The organism is Niveispirillum sp., from assembly GCF_017996735.1.
Taxonomy (GTDB): domain Bacteria; phylum Pseudomonadota; class Alphaproteobacteria; order Azospirillales; family Azospirillaceae; genus Niveispirillum.
The window spans coordinates 1-17,128 of record NZ_JAGOGJ010000134.1; the positions used below are offsets into that span (position 1 = coordinate 1).

The 17,128-nt window shown below is 63.1% G+C and carries 17 protein-coding genes and 1 pseudogene; 15 read left to right on the forward strand and 3 right to left on the reverse strand.

Annotation, left to right across the window (positions count from 1 at the left end):
- Nucleotides 1-832, reverse strand: an 832-nt coding sequence (locus KBA48_RS27040) for a protein phosphatase CheZ (protein WP_292911804.1), incomplete at its 3' end; no start/stop codon positions are given.
- A 268-nt stretch (nt 833-1,100) separates the two neighbouring features.
- Here KBA48_RS27040 and KBA48_RS27045 point away from each other — a divergent pair.
- Both KBA48_RS27045 and KBA48_RS27050 read left to right on the forward strand, forming a co-directional pair.
- Complete coding sequence (locus tag KBA48_RS27045; RefSeq protein WP_292911805.1) at nt 1,101-1,985, forward strand: ribose-phosphate diphosphokinase; 885 nt, start codon at nt 1,101-1,103, stop codon at nt 1,983-1,985.
- Nucleotides 1,986-2,027: 42 nt separating this feature from the next.
- Nucleotides 2,028-3,188, forward strand: a complete 1,161-nt coding sequence (locus tag KBA48_RS27050; protein WP_292911806.1) for a serine hydrolase — start codon at nt 2,028-2,030, stop codon at nt 3,186-3,188.
- Here KBA48_RS27050 and htpX read toward each other — a convergent pair whose 3' ends face one another.
- The gene (htpX, locus tag KBA48_RS27055) at nt 3,189-4,157 is read right to left on the reverse strand and encodes a zinc metalloprotease HtpX (RefSeq protein ID WP_292911807.1); all 969 of its coding nucleotides are present in this window, start codon (nt 4,155-4,157) and stop codon (nt 3,189-3,191) included.
- A 151-nt stretch (nt 4,158-4,308) separates the two neighbouring features.
- On the opposite strand from htpX, the gene KBA48_RS27060 reads away from it, so the two are divergent.
- From KBA48_RS27060 to rplQ, 6 genes are all read left to right on the forward strand, one after another.
- Nucleotides 4,309-4,473, forward strand: coding sequence for a succinate dehydrogenase assembly factor 4 (locus KBA48_RS27060; RefSeq protein ID WP_292911808.1), 165 nt, complete (start codon nt 4,309-4,311; stop codon nt 4,471-4,473).
- 155 nt (nt 4,474-4,628) lie between these two features.
- A complete protein-coding gene (locus KBA48_RS27065; RefSeq protein WP_292911809.1) occupies nt 4,629-5,102 on the forward strand; it encodes a thermonuclease family protein in 474 nt (157 codons plus the stop codon).
- A gap of 346 nt (nt 5,103-5,448) precedes the next feature.
- Nucleotides 5,449-5,817, forward strand: coding sequence for a 30S ribosomal protein S13 (rpsM, locus tag KBA48_RS27070; protein WP_292911810.1), 369 nt, complete (start codon nt 5,449-5,451; stop codon nt 5,815-5,817).
- Between the two features lie 18 nt (nt 5,818-5,835).
- Nucleotides 5,836-6,234 carry a 30S ribosomal protein S11 gene (rpsK, locus tag KBA48_RS27075; RefSeq protein ID WP_054168333.1) on the forward strand — a complete coding sequence of 133 codons (399 nt, stop codon included), beginning with the start codon at nt 5,836-5,838 and terminating at the stop codon, nt 6,232-6,234.
- Between the two features lie 131 nt (nt 6,235-6,365).
- Nucleotides 6,366-7,382, forward strand: a complete 1,017-nt coding sequence (locus tag KBA48_RS27080) for a DNA-directed RNA polymerase subunit alpha (protein ID WP_292911811.1) — start codon at nt 6,366-6,368, stop codon at nt 7,380-7,382.
- A 159-nt stretch (nt 7,383-7,541) separates the two neighbouring features.
- Nucleotides 7,542-7,967, forward strand: a complete 426-nt coding sequence (rplQ, locus tag KBA48_RS27085; RefSeq protein WP_292911812.1) for a 50S ribosomal protein L17 — start codon at nt 7,542-7,544, stop codon at nt 7,965-7,967.
- Between the two features lie 88 nt (nt 7,968-8,055).
- Here the strand turns inward: rplQ and KBA48_RS27090 are convergent, their stop codons facing one another.
- Nucleotides 8,056-8,667: a hypothetical protein gene (locus tag KBA48_RS27090; RefSeq protein ID WP_292911813.1), complete on the reverse strand. Its 612-nt coding sequence runs from the start codon at nt 8,665-8,667 to the stop codon at nt 8,056-8,058.
- Nucleotides 8,668-9,666: 999 nt separating this feature from the next.
- On the opposite strand from KBA48_RS27090, the gene KBA48_RS27095 reads away from it, so the two are divergent.
- The 7 genes and pseudogenes from KBA48_RS27095 to KBA48_RS27120 form a co-directional block, all read left to right on the forward strand.
- Nucleotides 9,667-10,713, forward strand: coding sequence for a helix-turn-helix domain-containing protein (locus KBA48_RS27095; RefSeq protein ID WP_292911814.1), 1,047 nt, complete (start codon nt 9,667-9,669; stop codon nt 10,711-10,713).
- Nucleotides 10,714-11,024: 311 nt separating this feature from the next.
- Entirely contained in the window at nt 11,025-13,163 is a 2,139-nt protein-coding gene (gene fusA / locus KBA48_RS27100; protein ID WP_292911815.1) for an elongation factor G, read from the forward strand.
- A 95-nt stretch (nt 13,164-13,258) separates the two neighbouring features.
- Nucleotides 13,259-13,645, forward strand: a pseudogene (locus tag KBA48_RS33105) (EamA family transporter); the annotation flags it as partial.
- A gap of 412 nt (nt 13,646-14,057) precedes the next feature.
- A complete protein-coding gene (locus tag KBA48_RS33110) occupies nt 14,058-14,156 on the forward strand; it encodes a hypothetical protein (protein WP_367273884.1) in 99 nt (32 codons plus the stop codon).
- Between the two features lie 97 nt (nt 14,157-14,253).
- Nucleotides 14,254-14,517, forward strand: a complete 264-nt coding sequence (locus tag KBA48_RS27110; RefSeq protein ID WP_292911816.1) for a DUF2312 domain-containing protein — start codon at nt 14,254-14,256, stop codon at nt 14,515-14,517.
- 173 nt (nt 14,518-14,690) lie between these two features.
- Nucleotides 14,691-16,145 (forward strand): TrkH family potassium uptake protein, encoded by a 1,455-nt coding sequence (locus tag KBA48_RS27115; protein WP_292911817.1) that lies wholly within the window; start codon nt 14,691-14,693, stop codon nt 16,143-16,145.
- Between the two features lie 95 nt (nt 16,146-16,240).
- Nucleotides 16,241-17,128, forward strand: an 888-nt coding sequence (locus tag KBA48_RS27120; protein WP_292911818.1) for an acyl-CoA dehydrogenase family protein, incomplete at its 3' end; no start/stop codon positions are given.

The window sequence follows — 17,128 nt, forward strand, 5'->3', positions numbered from 1 at the left end:
CATCCATGTTGGTCAGATCGTCATTGGCATCGGCCTTTACCTGTGTGGCCGGGCCATCCAGGCTGTCGAACAGCGCATCGATATTGGCCTGACTGACCGCTTCCAGCGCGGGCCCGTGCAGAAGATGCTTGTCTGGCCGGTCATCGTCGGGACGCAGCGCGATCAACCCGTCGGAGCCCAGCTTCTTGGTGCCGACCTCCGTATCCTCCACGCCCCAGATCTCGATCATCGTGTTCACACGCTGCTCGATATAGCGCAGCGTATTGACGACCTTGGTGGTGCGCTGACCGGTGATGTCCTGGAAGGAACAGGCGGTCATGATCTCGATGGTCTGGGCATCGATATCGTTGGTGATGTCGCTGGACGGCAGACGCGAAACCAGCGCCTGAATCCGCTCCGTCGCGTTCAGGATGTCGGACGTGGCGCGTTCCGTCGCCGTGACAATGGCATCCAGTTCGTTGGTGGCGGCCATGATGCGGTTGGCACCGGCATCCATGGGACGAAGCTGGGCAATCTCCTGCCGCGTCTGTTCGATATAGTTGGAAAGCTGTTTCAGCTCTTCCCGCATGATGTGGATATGCGGGCTTTGATCGGCCACGACGGCAACGCCGGCCGCCCCACCGCCGATCCCCTGCAACCGGGCGACCTGCTCGGTCATGCCGGAGAGAAGGGCGCGCCAGTCATCCTGGGCCACTATGCGCGTCTGCCGGTCGCGCTGGCGCAGGAACGCGCGCCCCCGGGCGGACGCCATCAGCGCCTCTTCCAGGGCAGCATACTCCTTGTCGGAAAGTTCCAACGGGTCCATGCCGCCGCTACCGCCAAGCCCCCACATCGGGCCACCCCTTTCAAACGATACCAGAGCAAAGATGCCGCCAACGCAACGATCGAAGCAAGCGGTGCGTCAGTGGAACTTGAAACAATTGCCGGAGAATGGCCCAGTCCATCGGATATTACAGCCGATAACTAAAAACGCCAAATTCCGCCATAGTCATTTGGCACGCCGCGCTTCACGCGTGCGTCCGGCCCGTCTGTGGGTGTATTTTGATCGGACGATGTCACGGAAGGGGCCCGGAAAGCGGCCCGGCGGGGATGGAAAAGGCATGGATATTCTGATCGGCTTTCCCGAAGGACAGGCGCTGGCCGGCAACCTTGCGGCGCGCACGGGCTTGGCACTGCACCAGGTGGCACTGCACCGATTCCCCGATGGCGAAAGCCTGGTGAGGCTGGAGGCGGCCCCGGAACGCGCCGTCATCGTCCGCTCGCTGGACCAGCCCAACGACAAGCTGGTGGAATTGCAGTTCCTGGCCGGCGCCCTGCGGGAGCGGGGATGTCGGGAACTGACCCTAGTCGCGCCCTATCTGGCCTATATGCGCCAGGATATGGAGTTCCGGCCCGGCGAGGTGGTGAGCCAGCGCATCATGGGCCGCTGGCTGGGCGGCCTTTTCGACCGGATCATCACCGTTGATCCGCATCTGCACCGCACCCACGACCTGGGGGAGGTGTTCCCCGGCGGGCGGTCGGCCGCGCTGACGGCCGGGCCGCTGTTGGGCGCCTGGGCGCGGGCGCAGGGATCGGCCGAACAGGGCTGGGTCGTGCTGGGCCCGGATGAGGAGTCGGACCATCTGGTCAACGGCGCGGCGGAAGCCGCCGGGGTCCGGGGCATCGTGGGGCTGAAGGTCCGGCGCGGGGACCATGACGTGTCCGTCGGCCTGCCCCAGGGGACCGACCTGTCAGGCCGCACCGTCCTGTTCGTTGATGATATCGTCAGTTCGGGCGGCACCCTCATCGATGCCGCCAAGGTCGCCTATGCGCACGGCGCCAGCCGCGTCCTGGCCGCCACGGTCCATGCCGTCTTCCCCCTGGAAAGGATGGCGGCCTTCACGGCGGCCGGGATCGATACGGTCGTGTCGGCCGATGGCATTCCCCACCCCACCAACGCCATCGGCCTGTCGGACCTGATCGCCGATTGCCTGTCGGTGCTGTAACAGCTTTAACTATCTCCCGGGAAAACCGAACCGGGGGATGGCATGGGGCGTCGGAACTGGATGGCGGCGGCCATCTCATTAGGATTGGCCGGCACGGTCGTGCCGGCCATGGCGGGGCCGGCGCCGGTGGAGATTTTCCGGACCGCGCTGGAACAGGCGGCGGCCACGCTGCCCGACAGTCCCGGCATCGTGGTCAGCGTCCAGGCGCCGCGACGGGGCATCGACTGGCAGGCGTCCACGGGCAAGGCCGATCCCGGCGGCACGCCGCTGACCCCTGATCACCCGTTCCGCGTGGCCAGCGTGACCAAGGCCTTCGTGGCGGCCGCCATCCTGCGGCTGGAGGAAGAAGGCAAACTGTCACTGTCCCAGCCGATCAAGGCCCTGATCGCGCCGGAAACGGCGGTACTGCTTCGCAGCGGCGGCTATGACCCGGACCGGATCACGGTCCGGCACCTGATGGATCACACCAGCGGGCTGCGCGATTTCTTCGACGATCCGGCCTATGAAAAGACCATGCTGGCCCAGCCCAAGCGCCGTTGGGCAAGGCTGGAACAGATCGCCATCGCCATGAAGGTCGGCCCGGCCTATGGCGCACCGGGTGAGCGCTTCCATTATGCCGATACCGGCTATTCCCTCCTGGGCGAAGTCCTGGAGCGGGCGACAGGTCTGGCTATGGGGCCGGCCCTGCGCAGCCTGTTACCCTATGACGGGCTGGGCCTGTACAATACCTGGCTGGAAAGCCTGGAACCGGCCCCGACCGGGGTGAAGCCGCGCGCCCATCAATATGCATCGGGCATCGACATGACGGGGGCCGATCCATCCTATGATCTTTATGGCGGCGGTGGGCTGGTCTCCACCCTGGGTGATCTGGTGCGGTTTTTCCGGGGGATTTTCCGCGGACATGTCTTCCGGGACCCCGCCACGCTGGCGGCCGGCCTGACCCTGGCGACGGCAGAGGCAGGCGAGGGTTACATGCTGATGGCCCGCCCGGCCCTGTTCGCGCCGGAGAAGGTGGGGCCGCATGCCTGTCTGGGGCTTGGCGGCTATTACGGCACGCTGGTGGTGCATTGCCCCGCCATCGACCTGACCATCGGCTTCAACGCCAACACGGCCAATCCCGACAGTTTCGACGTGGCCGCCAAATTCATGGAGGCGGTGGGATCGGTGCTGGGCACCGAACCGTCAACCGCCCCCAGCCGCTGATCAGCCCCAGGGCAGGCCACTTTTCGGGCGACTGCCGCCGGCGTCCGGCACGCTGCCGCCACGGCGGGACGGGGCCTTGGGCGGGCGCGCCGCCGGCCGGGCACTGCCGCCGCCCAGCATGGCGCGCAGACGGCGCACCCGTTCCTGCGTGCTGGGATGGGTGGAAAACAGGCTGTCCATGCCCCGGCCATGCAGCGGGTTGATGATGAACATATGGGCCGTGGCGGGATTGTTCTCCGCCTGATAATTCGGCACGCGGGCGGCACCGTTCTGAATGCCCTCCAGCGCGTCGGCCAGCCAGTCGGGACGGCCGCTGATCTCCGCACCGATACGGTCGGCCTCATATTCGCGGCTGCGGCTGATCGCCATCTGCACCAGCATGGCCGCCAGCGGCGCCAGGATGGAGACCAGCAGCACGCCCACAAAGCCCAGCGGGTTGCCCTTGTTCTCCTCGCTGTTGTTGGCGTGGGAGGCGCCCAAGAACATGGCAAAGTTGGCCAGCATGGACAGCGCGCCGGCCAGGGTTGCCGTGACCGTCATGATCAGCGTGTCACGATTCTTGATATGGGCCAGTTCATGCGCCATCACGCCCGCCACCTCCTCCGTCGACAGACGGTTCAGCAGGCCGGTCGTGGCCGCCACCGCCGCATTCTCCGGGTTGCGGCCCGTGGCAAAGGCGTTGGGCTGGTCATTGTCGATGATGAAGACCTTGGGCATGGGCAACTGCGCCCGCTGGGCCAGGCGCTGCACCATGGTGTAGAATTGCGGCGCCGTGGCCGCATCGACCTGGCGCGCGCCATACATGCGCAGCACCATCTTGTCGGAATTCCAGTAGGCGAACAGGTTGGTCGCCACCGCGACACCCAGCGCGATGACCATGCCCGACTGCCCGCCCAGCATATAGCCGACAGCCAGAAACAGGCTGGTCAACCCTGCCAACAGCATGGCGGTACGGAAATAGCCGTTCATCTTCCTACCTCTAGGCTCCTTCGTGCCTGAACCGTCGCGCGGCCCGGATCGGCCGCTCCTGCACATATGGCCCCGGCCGCCGCCGCATCAAGACTTGGCAGCCGCGCCCGCCCGCGCCATATCTGCACCAGATGCATGTATGGAGAAAAACATGACCGAAGAGAAGAACCCCGCGTCCGGGCATGCAACCGCCGAACCCAATCCCGCCCGCAAACCGCCGGTTGCCCAGCCGCCGGGAGAGATCGGCGGACCGGCGGGGCCCGAGCCGACCCGCTTCGGCGATTGGGAATTCAAGGGTCGCTGCAGCGATTTCTGATCCCCCTGGTTGCAGAAGAACCTACTTGTAGGTTTATTGTGCGCTAATGATCCTAAGTATATTCAACTTAGGAAGATGGTCATAGTTTCCTGTTCCGTTCCAGCCCGGATGCGCATAGAATAGCGTGCAAACCCCGACCGGAACTTGTCATCACTATGCCCTGCCATTCCCGCCTTCTGATGCCGGCCCTTGCCGCCCTGCTGATGCTGGGTGCGGCACCGTCGCTGGCGGTCAGCCGGGTGTCCGGCCCGCTGCCGGCACGGGTGACGGAGGTGGTGGATGGCGACACGCTGGCCGTTCGGGTCACCATCTGGCTGGACCAGGAAGTGGTGACCCGCGTGCGGCTGGACGGGATCGACACGCCGGAAAGTCGCTCTGCCTGCGCCGATGAAAAACGCATGGCGCAGGAGGCGCGGCAGAAGCTGGCGACCCTGGTCGCGTCCGCGACGGAGGGAAAGGGCGACGGCACCATCCGGCTGCACGATGTCGAATATGACAAGTATGGCGGCCGTGTCCGCGCCCGCGTCACCCTGGCGGATGGCACCGACCTGGCACAGGCGATGATCCATACCGGCCATGCCCGCCCCTATAATGGCGGCAAGCGCGAGCCCTGGTGCGCGGGCATGTAAAAGCCCGCACCAGGGCGGACCCAGCCATGCGCCCACCCCCTGGCCACCCTTGCCGGCGGCGCATTGTTGCAGCTTGACAGCTATTTGCCCCCGCCTATACTCCCCGCCTCTGATCCTGACCCAAAGGGATTGGACGCGTGCGATCATGCCCGCCCGTCAGTCTGGAAAGGCTGGGGGTGGATCATGTCGTGCGTATGCATTTGGAGGCCCTGGCATCCGCCGGGTTTCTTCGGATGAGATGTCCCGAAGCCGACCGGACGCCCCGCCACGGGCACCGGAGCCGGCAGGCGGGATGTGGACGAAGATCGTCCGGTCATCGTGGCCGGACATAACGAGGAGAAGACACGTGGCGCGTATCGCTGGCGTCAATATCCCCACGGCAAAGCGTGTGGTGATCGCCCTTCAGTACATCCATGGCATTGGTCCGAAGTTCGCTTCCGACATCTGCTCCAAGGTTGGCATTCCGGCCGAGCGTCGCGTCAATCAGTTGACCGACGACGAAGTCCTGCGCATCCGCGAGACCATCGACAGCGACTACAAGGTCGAAGGTGACCTGCGTCGTGAAACCGCCATGAACATCAAGCGTCTGATGGACATGGTGGCCTATCGTGGTCTGCGTCATCGCAAGGGCCTGCCGGTCCGTGGCCAGCGCACGCATACCAATGCGCGCACCCGCAAGGGCCCGGCCAAGCCGATCGCCGGCAAGAAGAAGTAAGAGACGGAGTAAGACCAAATGGCCAAGCCCAATGCCAACGCCGCACGTCTTCGCCGTCGCGAGCGCAAGAACATCACCTCTGGCGTCGCCCATGTGAACGCCAGCTTCAACAACACCATGATCACCATCACCGACGCGCAGGGCAACACCATTGCCTGGTCCTCGTCGGGCACGATGGGCTTCAAGGGTTCGCGCAAGTCCACGCCCTACGCCGCCCAGATGGCTGCCGAGGACGCGGGCCGCAAGGCCCAGGAGCACGGCATGAAGACGCTGGAAGTCGAAGTGAAGGGTCCTGGTTCGGGCCGTGAATCGGCTCTGCGCGCCCTGCAGTCGATCGGCTTCCAGATCACGTCCATCCGCGACGTGACGCCGATCCCGCATAACGGCGTTCGCCCGCCGAAGAAGCGCCGCGTCTGATATTTCATTACCCGCGTCCCGGAGCAGAATCCGTTCGGGAAAGGCCGCCACACGCCATCGTGGCGGCCCAGAATGGAACGGATACCCCTGCTCCGGGACGTTGTTTTCCCCCGATGGCATGAGGCACAGCCGTGATCCAGAAGAACTGGCAGACTCTCGAAAAGCCGAACAAGTTGGAAATCACGCCGGGCAACGACCCGAAGCGTGAAGCCGTCATCGTCGCCGGCCCGCTGGAGCGTGGCTTTGGTCTGACGCTGGGCAATTCGCTGCGTCGCGTCCTGCTGTCGTCCCTGCAGGGTGCCGCTGTCACGTCGATCCATATCGACGGTGTGCTGCATGAATTCTCGTCGATCCCCGGCGTGCGCGAGGATGTGACGGACATCGTCCTGAACATCAAGGCCATGGCGCTGAAGATGGGTGCCGAAGGCCCCCGCCGCATGCGTCTGCGCGCCGAAGGCCCGTGCAACGTTGTTGCCGGCATGATCGACACCGGCGCCGATATCGAGGTGCTGGACCCCGATCATGTCATCTGCACGCTGGATGCCGGCGCGCGGCTGAACATGGAACTGACCGTTCATTCGGGCAAGGGTTACATCCCCGCCTCCCTGAACCGTCCGGAAGATGCCCCGATCGGCCTGATCCCGATCGACAGCATTTTCTCGCCCGTCCGCAAGGTCGCCTACAAGGTGGAAAACACCCGCGTCGGCCAGACCACGGACTATGACAAGCTGCTGCTGACCGTTGAAACCAACGGCGCCGTCACGCCGGAAGACGCGGTGGCCATCGCCGCCCGCATCCTGCAGGACCAGCTGCAGATGTTCATCAATTTCGAGGAGCCGCAGGCAGCCGTTGCCGAGTCGAAGGCAGACGAGATCCCCTTCAACAAGAACCTGCTGCGCAAGGTGGACGAGCTGGAACTGTCGGTCCGTTCGGCCAACTGCCTCAAGAACGACAACATCGTCTATATCGGCGATCTGGTGCAGAAGACCGAGGCGGAGATGCTCCGTACCCCGAACTTCGGCCGCAAGTCGCTGAACGAGATCAAGGAAGTGCTGGCCCAGATGGGTCTGCATCTCGGCATGGAAATCCCGAACTGGCCGCCCGAGAATATCGAGGACCTGGCCAAGCGTCTGGAAGAGCCGTACTGAGCTTGACGTTTGGGGCGGCGGTCCCTATGGTCCGCCGCCTTATTCCTACCCTGGGCATTCCGCCCAAACCTTGCCGTACTGGCCCGAAAGGGTACCGGCGCTTGCAAGGATCGCCATCGGCCCCGCCCTGCGGTGCCAAGATCATGAAGGAGAGCAACCATGCGTCACGGAATGTCCGGGCGTAAGTTCAGCCGTACCACCTCCCACCGTCTGGCCATGTTCTCCAACATGGCGAACGCCCTGATCAAGCACGAGCAGATCAAGACGACCCTGCCGAAGGCCAAGGACCTGCGTCCGATCGTCGAGAAGCTGATCACCCTGGGCAAGAAGGGCGGCCTCGCCAACAAGCGTCTGGCCTATGCCGAGCTGCGCGACAATGCCGTTGTGGACAAGCTGTTCACCGTCATCGCCGAGCGCTACAAGGACCGTCAGGGTGGCTACACCCGCGTCCTGAAGGCCGGCTTCCGCTATGGCGACAACGCCCCGATGGCCATCATCGAGTTCGTTGACCGCGACGTGGCCGCCAAGGGCCAGGACAGCGGCCCGGTGGTCGTTGCCGACGAGAGCGAAGAAGCCGCCGCCTGATTTTCAGGTAAGACGGTTCGAGTTTGAAGACCCCGCCGGGAGCAATCCTGGCGGGGTTTTCTTTTGGCTGGCCCTTTGGCGATCCGCATCAGAACAGGCGCAGGATATTCTTCTGCGTAGGGGTGGCCAGGCCATGTTCCGTGCCCGCCAACTGGTTGCGCACCTGAACGATCAAGCCGGCCCCATCGCCATCGACATTCTCTGTCTCCCCGCCGGGGGGACGCGCGGGGGATTCCAGGATGCGCAAATTGACAGCGAGCTCCGATCCCGACTGCTGCGCATGCCAGTGAGCGAGGTCAAGCCGGTTCACGGCCCGCTCTATATCCTCCGATGCGGCCCAGCCGTTGCGCGCGGGTTCCAATCCCAAGCCTTCCGGGCTGGCGCGCAGATCATGGTAACGGATCAAGGGGCCTTTCTCGACCTGCCCGTCCAGCACCACCAGCAAGGCATGGGTGATGCGCCGGTCGTCCTCCGACATCAGCGGCTGTCCGGACAGCAAATTGCTGCCCGCAAAGCTGGCATCTTCGACGATCTGGTCAATCTGGCTCAGCAATATGTCGAACTCCGCCGCCAGGGCGGCGCGTTCCGCAAAGGCATCGGCCGACAGGGCCTGAGCCCTGCGTGCCAGATCACGGGCCTGTTCCACCACTGCCCGGATCTGGATCGCCCCCAGCAGCGCCGCTTTCAGGACGCGTATCACCCGGCCCTGTTGTGCCTTTGCCAAATTGGCAACGGCGCCATCCGGCCCAGCGGGATGGGAGCTGTCAGAAAAAGCAGGCTCCCCGGCTGAAGTCACTTCTTTCACCGCCGCCGCGGCTTTGCCAACGCCATGAGGGCCAGGACCGGTGGCCTGGGGCAGAGGTGACCGACCATGGCGTTCTTCCATTTCACTTCCGGTGGGGCGGCTGGACATGGTGGTTGCGTTCGCCGATGGCCGTGAGTTTACCACGACCCGTTTCTCTGCTGGAATTTACCGGCGATAGAAAGCGATGCGCTATCATCATTGTCTCGCAACCCTGTTGCGGGCGTCTCACGGCGTGTTGAGGGCCAGATGACGGCAAGCCGAACCGCTTCGATATGCGTCATCTGCGGCATCGCGCCGGATGTTGTCCGTGACGGGACCACCAAGGCTCAGGGCAACGGTGCGATGGTTGTTTCCGACCATTGGAGGATCGCCGCCTGATTTCTGTGCGTGATGGGTTGAGGATGAAACCCCGCCACTCTGGCCTCTGCCGACATGATGACAGCAAGCCCGGCTTTAGCTTGACCGGCTCTAACGGACCCGGTCACAAAAGGCGAAGGAGGACACGCTGCGATGGGCTGGCCAAATTGTCCGGTTGGCTGTCCTTCGCCGTCTCGACAGCGCCCATATTTACGCCATCGGCCGCAGGCGGACCGTATTCCTGACTGTCACACAGGGCGGCAATGATCAGCTCGACCCTAAAGGCAGGTTCCGCTTCCGCTGCCGTACTGGAGACCGAAATGGCGGCCGTGGGTACAGGGGGACGTCCACCCAACAGGATGTTTCCTTATCCAATCGTTTCCATGCGTCAATTGTAGTATGTTGCTGAACAGGCAGATATCGCATACGTCTCACATGACTGTCTTCAGCATCTCACAGTATAACAACAGACGCTGGGGTTGCTGTGATTGCCGCCGGATGCGGGCGGTGTGATGAACGGATTGGAAGGGGGTGAGAATGACTGATCCCGGCATACCGGTTCTCTCCATCCTCCCTGGCACGCATTCCAGCGAGGATCTCTTCTGGGCCTGGCGGCAGAGTGTCCAGCCCTATTTCGACTCCGTGCCCCTGTCCAATCCCCGCGATCCGTCATGCCCGCCGGAGGTTCGCCTCTATAACCTCAACGATTTCCTTTTCTTCGACACAAAGTTCGCGCGGCAGAAGTTCATCCGCGATGTGAAGTGGAACCGTCGCAATGACGATGTGGAGCACATCCTGCTCAATTACTATGTGAGTGGGACCAATCAGGTCGAGAACGGCAGCAACCAATACGCGGCCAGGTACGGCGGCACTTATCTGCTGAATATGCAGCATGAGATCGACGCCTTGGCGTCGGATTGCCGTGTGCTGAGTTTGATATTGCCCCGCCAACTGGTCAGGGAACACATGCCCCTGTTGCAGGCCAATGACGGGGAGGTGTTCAGCCCTGGCAGCATGGCATCACGCCTGTTCGGCGATTTCATGGTCTCCCTGGTCGATAGCCTGCCCACGGCCCGCCCGACCGACGGACCCTTGGTGATGAACGCGCTGTTCGGCCTGGTCAACGCCTTGCTGGCCAATGCCGACCCGGCGTCACAGGACAGTCGGCAGGGCGTGTTCCAGTCCCTGCAACGCTATATCGACAGTCACCTCGGCGATTCCACGCTGGGGGTCGGTAGCCTCTGTGCGCATTTCCGCATGTCGCGCGCCACGCTTTACCGTCTGTTCGCTGATAAGGGCGGGGTTCGGGATTATATCCAGCGCCGCCGCCTGATGGCCGCCTTCAAGGCCTTGAGCGCGCCCGCCAACCATGCGCGCGGCATCTTCGATGTCGCCATGGATTACGGTTTCACCAGCGCCAGTCATTTCACCAGCAGCTTTCGCGCCGAGTTCAAGATGACCCCCAGCGAGTTGCGGGAGACGTCGCATGCCCACGGCCAGGGCAGACTGATCAGCGAAACCAACGATGACCTGCTGGCCGACGAGGAGCGCATAGCCCATTGGATTCGGGAATTCCGCGGATGACCAATTCCGTGACGGGACGCACGGTCTGCCCAAGTTCCCCATTGTCTGGCCGCCCGGTGAAAGCTTTGCGTTCCCCATCCCTCCGCGCTTAGCGGTCATGCCATATCCCCCCTTGGCATCCGGGCGCATCCGCGCTAAATAGGCCGCCACCGGGGAACCGAGGCGTTTGGCGCCGACGGCACCCCGGTTTTTTTCGTGCGGGATGGGTGCTGCGGTATCGTGGTTCCTCCCGCCTCATCCACGCACTCGACCTCACCACGCCGGGTCGGTTGATCTGTTTTGACACGACGCTGGACGACGGAGCCCTTCTTATGCCCCGCACTACCCCGCTTTCTGATATCCGGAATATCGGCATCATCGCCCACGTCGATGCCGGCAAGACGACCACGACCGAGCGCATCCTGTATTACACGGGTCGCAAGCACACGATCATCGACGTTCATGATACCAAGGATCTGAAGACGTCGACGACGACCGACTACATGGAGCAGGAACAGAAGCGCGGCATCACGATCCAGTCGGCCGCCGTGTCCTGCTTCTGGAAGGGCAAGAAGATCAACGTCATCGACACCCCGGGCCACGTGGACTTCACCATCGAGGTGAACCGCTCGCTCCGCGTGCTCGACGGCGCTGTCGTGGTGTTCGACGGTGTGGCCGGTGTGGAGCCGCAGACCGAGACGAACTGGCGCCTCGCGGACAACTACAAGGTTCCGCGCATGTGCTACATCAACAAGATGGACCGCTCGGGCGCGAATTTCCGCCGCACCGTGAAGATGGTCGTCGACCGTCTTGGCTCCCGCCCCGTCTGCCTGCAGATGCCGATCGGCTCGGAAGACGATTTCCACGGCATGATCGACCTCGTCGAGATGAAGGCTTATGTCTGGTTCTCCGAGGAAAAGGACAGCAAGTGGGAAATCTGGGACGTCACGGATGATCTGGCTGACAAGCTGAAGATCACCAACGCCTATGATCGCGACCTGCTGTCGCAGTACAAGCAGTACCGCCAGGATCTGGTCGAAGCCGCCGTCGAACAGGACGACGAGCTGATGGAAGCCTATCTGGAAGGCAACGAGCCGTCGGCCGAAAAGCTGCGCGAGTGCATCCGCAAGGCCACGCTGAACGGCGCCTTCGTGCCGGTTCTGTGCGGCTCCTCGTACAAGAACAAGGGCGTGCAGCAGTTGCTCGACGCCGTTGTCTGGTACCTGCCGGCGCCGACCGACGTGGAAGCCATCAAGACGGTGGATCCCGATGGTAACCCGAATGGCGAGCGTCTGTGCTCCGACGACGAGCCGTTCTCCGGTCTGGCGTTCAAGGTGCTGAACGACAAGTATGGTTCGCTGACCTTCGTGCGCGTCTATTCGGGCGTCGTCACCAAGGGCACGACCCTGCTGAACGCCACCCGTGGCAAGCGTGAGCGCATCGGCCGTATCGTGGAAATGTTCGCCAAGGACACCAACGATCTGGACGAATGCCGCGCCGGCGACATCGTCGCCTTCGTGTCGCTGGCTGAAACCGATACCGGTGACACGCTGTGCGATCCGACCGAGCCGGTGGTGCTGGAGCGCATGCGCTTCCCCGAGCCCGTGATCTCCGTCTCGATCGAGCCGAAGAACCGCGCTGACCAGGACAAGTTCGGCGCCGCCATCGGCAAGATGGTCCGTGCCGACCCCAGCCTGCGTCTGGAAACCGATCGTGAGACCGGTCAGACCCTGCTGCGCGGCATGGGCGAACTGCACCTGGAAGTTACCCTGGACCGCGTCCGCACCGAATATGGTGTGGAAGGCGTCATGGGCCGTCCGCAGGTGGCCTATCGTGAGACGATCACCCGTCCGGTCACCCATATCTACACCCACAAGAAGCAGACCGGCGGTTCGGGCCAGTTCGCCGAAGTGAAGATCATTTTCGAGCCGCAGGATCGTGGCCAGGGCTATGCCTTCGTCGACCAGGTCGTCGGCGGTACGGTTCCGCGCGAATATATCCCGTCGGTCGACAAGGGCCTGCAGATGCAGAAGGAAGACGGTGTCATCGCCGGCTATCCGACTGTGGACTTCAAGGCCACGCTGATCGACGGTAAGTACCACGACGTCGACTCGAACGCCCTGACGTTCGAAATCGCCGCCAAGGCCTGCTTCCGTGAAGCCATGAAGCTGGCCGGTCCGGTCCTGTTGGAACCGATCATGAAGGTCGAGGTTGTGGTTCCGGAAGATTACCTGGGTGACGTGATCGGCGACGTGAACCGTCGTCGTGGCACGATCCTGGGTCAGTTGGAGCGTGGCAACAACATCGCCGTTGAAGCCCATGTGCCGCTGTCCGACATGTTCGGTTACATCGGTCAGCTTCGCGGCATGACCTCTGGCCGTGGTTCGTTCACGATGGAATTCTCGCACTACGACCCGGTGCCGAGGAACGTCGCTGACGAAATCGTTGCCAAGCAGGGCAAGAATAGCTGATCCCAGGTAACCTCGCGTTATCTGCTCAGTGCGTAAGGTCGACGGCCGCTCCCCCAACCGGGGGGCGGCCGTTTGCTGTTTCCGGATGAACCATGATGAATGCGCCCGCCCCTTCCAGCAGCCTCTCCACGCCCAACTGGGGCAAGGCCGCTCCCGTCCTGTTCGTCCTGCTGTGGAGCACGGGCTTCATCGGCGGCAAGCTGGGTCTGCCCCATGCGGAGCCGCTGACCTTCCTGCTCTGGCGGATGGCGCTGGTGGCGGTTGCCCTGCTGGCCCTGTCTGTCTGGCAGAAGGCGCCCTGGCCCACCTCCTGGCGTACCGCGGGGCATATCGCTCTGGCGGGCCTGCTGGTGCATGGGGTGTATCTGGGCGGGGTATTCGGCGCGCTGAAACAGGGGCTGCCAGCCGGCACCGTGGCTCTGATCGTCGGGTTACAGCCATTGCTGACGGCGCTGGTTGCCGGCCCCCTGCTGGGCGAGCGCATCACGAGCCGCCAATGGCTGGGCTTTGCGCTGGGTCTGGCCGGCGTGACGGCGGTGGTGTGGGAGAAGCTGTCCCTGAATATCGGCGGGCCGCTGGGCATCGGCCTGTCCGTGGCGGCCCTGCTGGGCATTTCCATCGGCACGCTCTATCAGAAGCGCCATTGCGCCGACATGGACCTGCGCACCGGCACCACCATCCAATATGCCGCCACGGGCACGGTCCTGGCGCTGGTGGTTCCGTTCCTGGAAACCATGCGGGTCGACTGGTCGGTGGAATTCATCTTCGCCCTGGTCTGGCTGTGCCTGGTCCTGTCGGTGGGTGCCATCTTCCTGCTGTTCGCGCTGATCCGGAGGGGGGGCGGCGTCGAAAGTGGCCAGCCTGTTCTATCTGGTCCCGCCCGTGACGGCCCTGATGGCCTGGGCCCTGTTCGGGGAAAAGCTGGGGCCACTGGCGTTGGGCGGCATGGGGGTGACGGCGGTCGGCGTTGCCCTGGTGCTGCGCCGCACCTGATGACCGGCAGCCCCGACCACCAACCGGCTTGCTTCCGCGCGCCCGGCTGGATAAGGTCCCGCCACTTTCCAACATACTTGCCAAGGTAAGAGACACCATGTCTGACGCCGCAACCTCCAATGATGTCGGCGGAATCGCGGCCGACCGCCTGCGTTCCTTCATCGAGCGCATCGAGCGCCTGGAGGAGGAGAAGAAGGGCATCCAGGACGACATTAAGGACATCTATGCCGAGGCCAAGGGCACCGGCTTTGATACCAAGGTGATGCGCCAGATCATCCGAATCCGGAAAATGGAGAAGGAGGATCGCCAGGAAATGGATGCGCTGCTCGACCTGTACAAGGCTGCCCTGGGGATCGAGTGATCCCGGCAACAGTTCCTTCACGATCGGCCGGGGATTTCCCCGGCCGTTCTGTTTGAGGGGGAACAGAGCGCCCTTGACTGGGCCGCCGCCTTCAACAAGGGTGTGTGACACGTTTCGCGCCACCTGGGCCGCGTCATCCGCACACGCGCCCCTTGTCATGCCGCCGGAGTGCCATGCTCTCCCTGGACATCCGTCCCATCTTCTATGTAATCGGCGCCCTGTTGTCCGTCATCGCGGTTGCGATGGTGGCGCCGATGATCGCCGATCTGGCGGCGGGACAGGATGACTGGCGCGTCTTCGCCATCTCGTCCGGGCTGACTCTGTTTTTCGGCGTCCTGTTGATCCTGACCAACCGTTCGGACCGGATTGCCCTGTCCCTGCGCCAGACTTTTGTGCTGACGACCTTTGCCTGGATCGTGGTTGGCGCCTTCGCGGCCCTGCCCTTTACCTTCGCTGAGAATCGCCTGAGCTATGCCAACGCCTATTTCGAGGCCATGTCCGGCCTGACCACCACCGGGGCCAGTGCCTATGCCACGGTGCAGACCCTGCCTCCCGGCTTGCTGCTCTGGCGGTCACTGCTGGTTTGGTTGGGCGGTATCGGCATTGTCGGCATGGGTATCGTGATTCTGCCCTTCCTGCGGGTCGGTGGGATGCAACTCTTCCGCAGCGAATCCTCTGACAAGTCGGACAAGGTTGTGCCGCGTGCCGCTGACATGGCGCTGGGTTTCGGCTGGGTCTATCTGGCCCTGACCATCGCCTGCATCATTATGCTGCGCTTGGCCGGCATGACGATGTTCGATGCCATCAACCATTCGATGACGGCCCTAGGTACAGGCGGTTTCTCTACAAAGGACACGTCAATCGGCCATTTTCAGAATGCCGGCGTGGAATGGACCATCATCCTTTTCATGTTCCTAGGAAGCCTGCCATTCGTCCGCTTCATCTCCATGATGAAGGGGGATGTGAAGGCCCTTTGGCATGACAGTCAGATTCGTCACTATACCGCCTTCACCCTCATCGTCGCCGGGCTTCTGGCCGTTTATCTCATGGCGATGGGCCATCTCGGGGCAATGGACGCCATCCGACATTCCCTCTTCAACTGCGTCTCACTGATTACCACCACTGGTTTTTCATCAACCGACTATCTGTCCTGGGGCCCAGGGCCGGTGGCACTTTTCTTCATCCTTACCTTGGTGGGTGGCTGCACCGGTTCCACCTCCGGCGGGATCAAGATGTTTCGCTTCGAGATTCTATGGCTGGCCCTGCGCATGCAGATCAACCGCCTGTTCAGCCCGAACCGGGTCATGCCGCTGACTTATAACGGGAAGCTGGTCGACGCCGATGTCATTGTATCGGTGACGAGCTTCACCTTTCTCTATATCGCGCTGATCCTGATTTTTGCGGTCCTGCTGGGACTTACAGGGCTGGATTATGTGACGGCCATTTCGGCGGCCGCTACGGCGCTGGGCAATGTCGGCCCTGGCCTTAGCACTATGATCGGGCCTGTTGGCAATTACGAACCACTGCATGATTTCGCGGCCTGGATCATGTCGCTTGCCATGCTGCTGGGCCGGCTGGAACTGTTCACGGTCTTCGTGCTGCTCAGCCCTTCCTTCTGGCGCCGCTGAACCCCGCTCTCGACACCGCTCCCCCGAAGATTTAAACATCTGTTTGAAGGCTGGCGCACGACCCGGCCATGGACGGATAGCGGGAGGGGACGAGCATGAGCCGGATGGACCGTGGCGAGATCGACTTCATTCTGGATGGGCTGCTGGATCTGGACGGGCTTCTGAGCCGCCCCCGGTTCGCCCATCTGGATCGCGATGCGCTGACCCAGATCCTGGATACGGCGGCGGGTCTTGCCGACGAAAAATTCGGCCCCCATTACCATGAGGCCGACAAGCATGAGCCCGAGCGTGTGGACGGCAAGGTGGTCATGCTGCCGGCCGTCAAGGAAGCCGTGGATGCCTTAGCTGAAGCGGGCTTCATGGCCGCCCATCATGACGAGGAGATCGGGGGCCTGCAGCTTCCCTGGTGCGTGGTGCAGGCGGCCTTCAGCTTCTTCCAGACCGCCAATATCGGCACCGCGGCCTACCCTTTCCTGACCATTGGCGCCGGGAACCTGATCCGCAGCTTCGGCAGCGAGGCGCAGCAGGCCACATTCCTTGCCCCCATGCTGACGGGCCGGTTCTTCGGCACCATGGCCCTGTCGGAGCCCCAGGCCGGCAGCTCCCTGGCCGACATCCGGACCATGGCCACACCCAATGACGATGGCAGTTACAGCATCACCGGCACCAAACAATGGATCAGCGCCGGTGAGCATGAGCTGTCGGAAAACATCGTCCATATGGTGCTTGCCAAGATCAAGGGCGCGCCGGCCGGCGTGAAGGGCATCAGCCTGTTCATCGTGCCCCGCTATCGCGTGAATGAGGATGGCAGCGTGGGCGCCCATAATGATGTGCGGCTGGTCAGCCTGCTGCACAAGATGGGCTATCGCGGCACCACCAGCACCATCCTGTCCTTTGGCGAGGAGGGGCGTTGCCAGGGCTTCCTGGTGGGTAAGCCGCATCACGGCCTCTCCTACATGTTCCAGATGATGAATGAAGCGCGG

What these genes read in the sequence shown, in the direction of transcription:
- KBA48_RS27045 (WP_292911805.1), top strand. Translation starts at nt 1,101, where the DNA reads ATGGATATTCTGATCGGCTTTCCCGAAGGACAGGCGCTGGCCGGCAAC.
- rpsK (WP_054168333.1), top strand. Translation starts at nt 5,836, where the DNA reads ATGGCCAAGCCCAATGCCAACGCCGCACGTCTTCGCCGTCGCGAGCGC.
- KBA48_RS33110 (WP_367273884.1), top strand. Translation starts at nt 14,058, where the DNA reads ATGGCCTGGGCCCTGTTCGGGGAAAAGCTGGGGCCACTGGCGTTGGGC.
- KBA48_RS27095 (WP_292911814.1), top strand. Translation starts at nt 9,667, where the DNA reads ATGACTGATCCCGGCATACCGGTTCTCTCCATCCTCCCTGGCACGCAT.
- rplQ (WP_292911812.1), top strand. Translation starts at nt 7,542, where the DNA reads ATGCGTCACGGAATGTCCGGGCGTAAGTTCAGCCGTACCACCTCCCAC.
- fusA (WP_292911815.1), top strand. Translation starts at nt 11,025, where the DNA reads ATGCCCCGCACTACCCCGCTTTCTGATATCCGGAATATCGGCATCATC.
- KBA48_RS27065 (WP_292911809.1), top strand. Translation starts at nt 4,629, where the DNA reads ATGCCCTGCCATTCCCGCCTTCTGATGCCGGCCCTTGCCGCCCTGCTG.
- KBA48_RS27110 (WP_292911816.1), top strand. Translation starts at nt 14,254, where the DNA reads ATGTCTGACGCCGCAACCTCCAATGATGTCGGCGGAATCGCGGCCGAC.
- htpX (WP_292911807.1), bottom strand. Translation starts at nt 4,157, where the DNA reads ATGAACGGCTATTTCCGTACCGCCATGCTGTTGGCAGGGTTGACCAGC.
- KBA48_RS27115 (WP_292911817.1), top strand. Translation starts at nt 14,691, where the DNA reads ATGCTCTCCCTGGACATCCGTCCCATCTTCTATGTAATCGGCGCCCTG.
- KBA48_RS27050 (WP_292911806.1), top strand. Translation starts at nt 2,028, where the DNA reads ATGGGGCGTCGGAACTGGATGGCGGCGGCCATCTCATTAGGATTGGCC.
- KBA48_RS27060 (WP_292911808.1), top strand. Translation starts at nt 4,309, where the DNA reads ATGACCGAAGAGAAGAACCCCGCGTCCGGGCATGCAACCGCCGAACCC.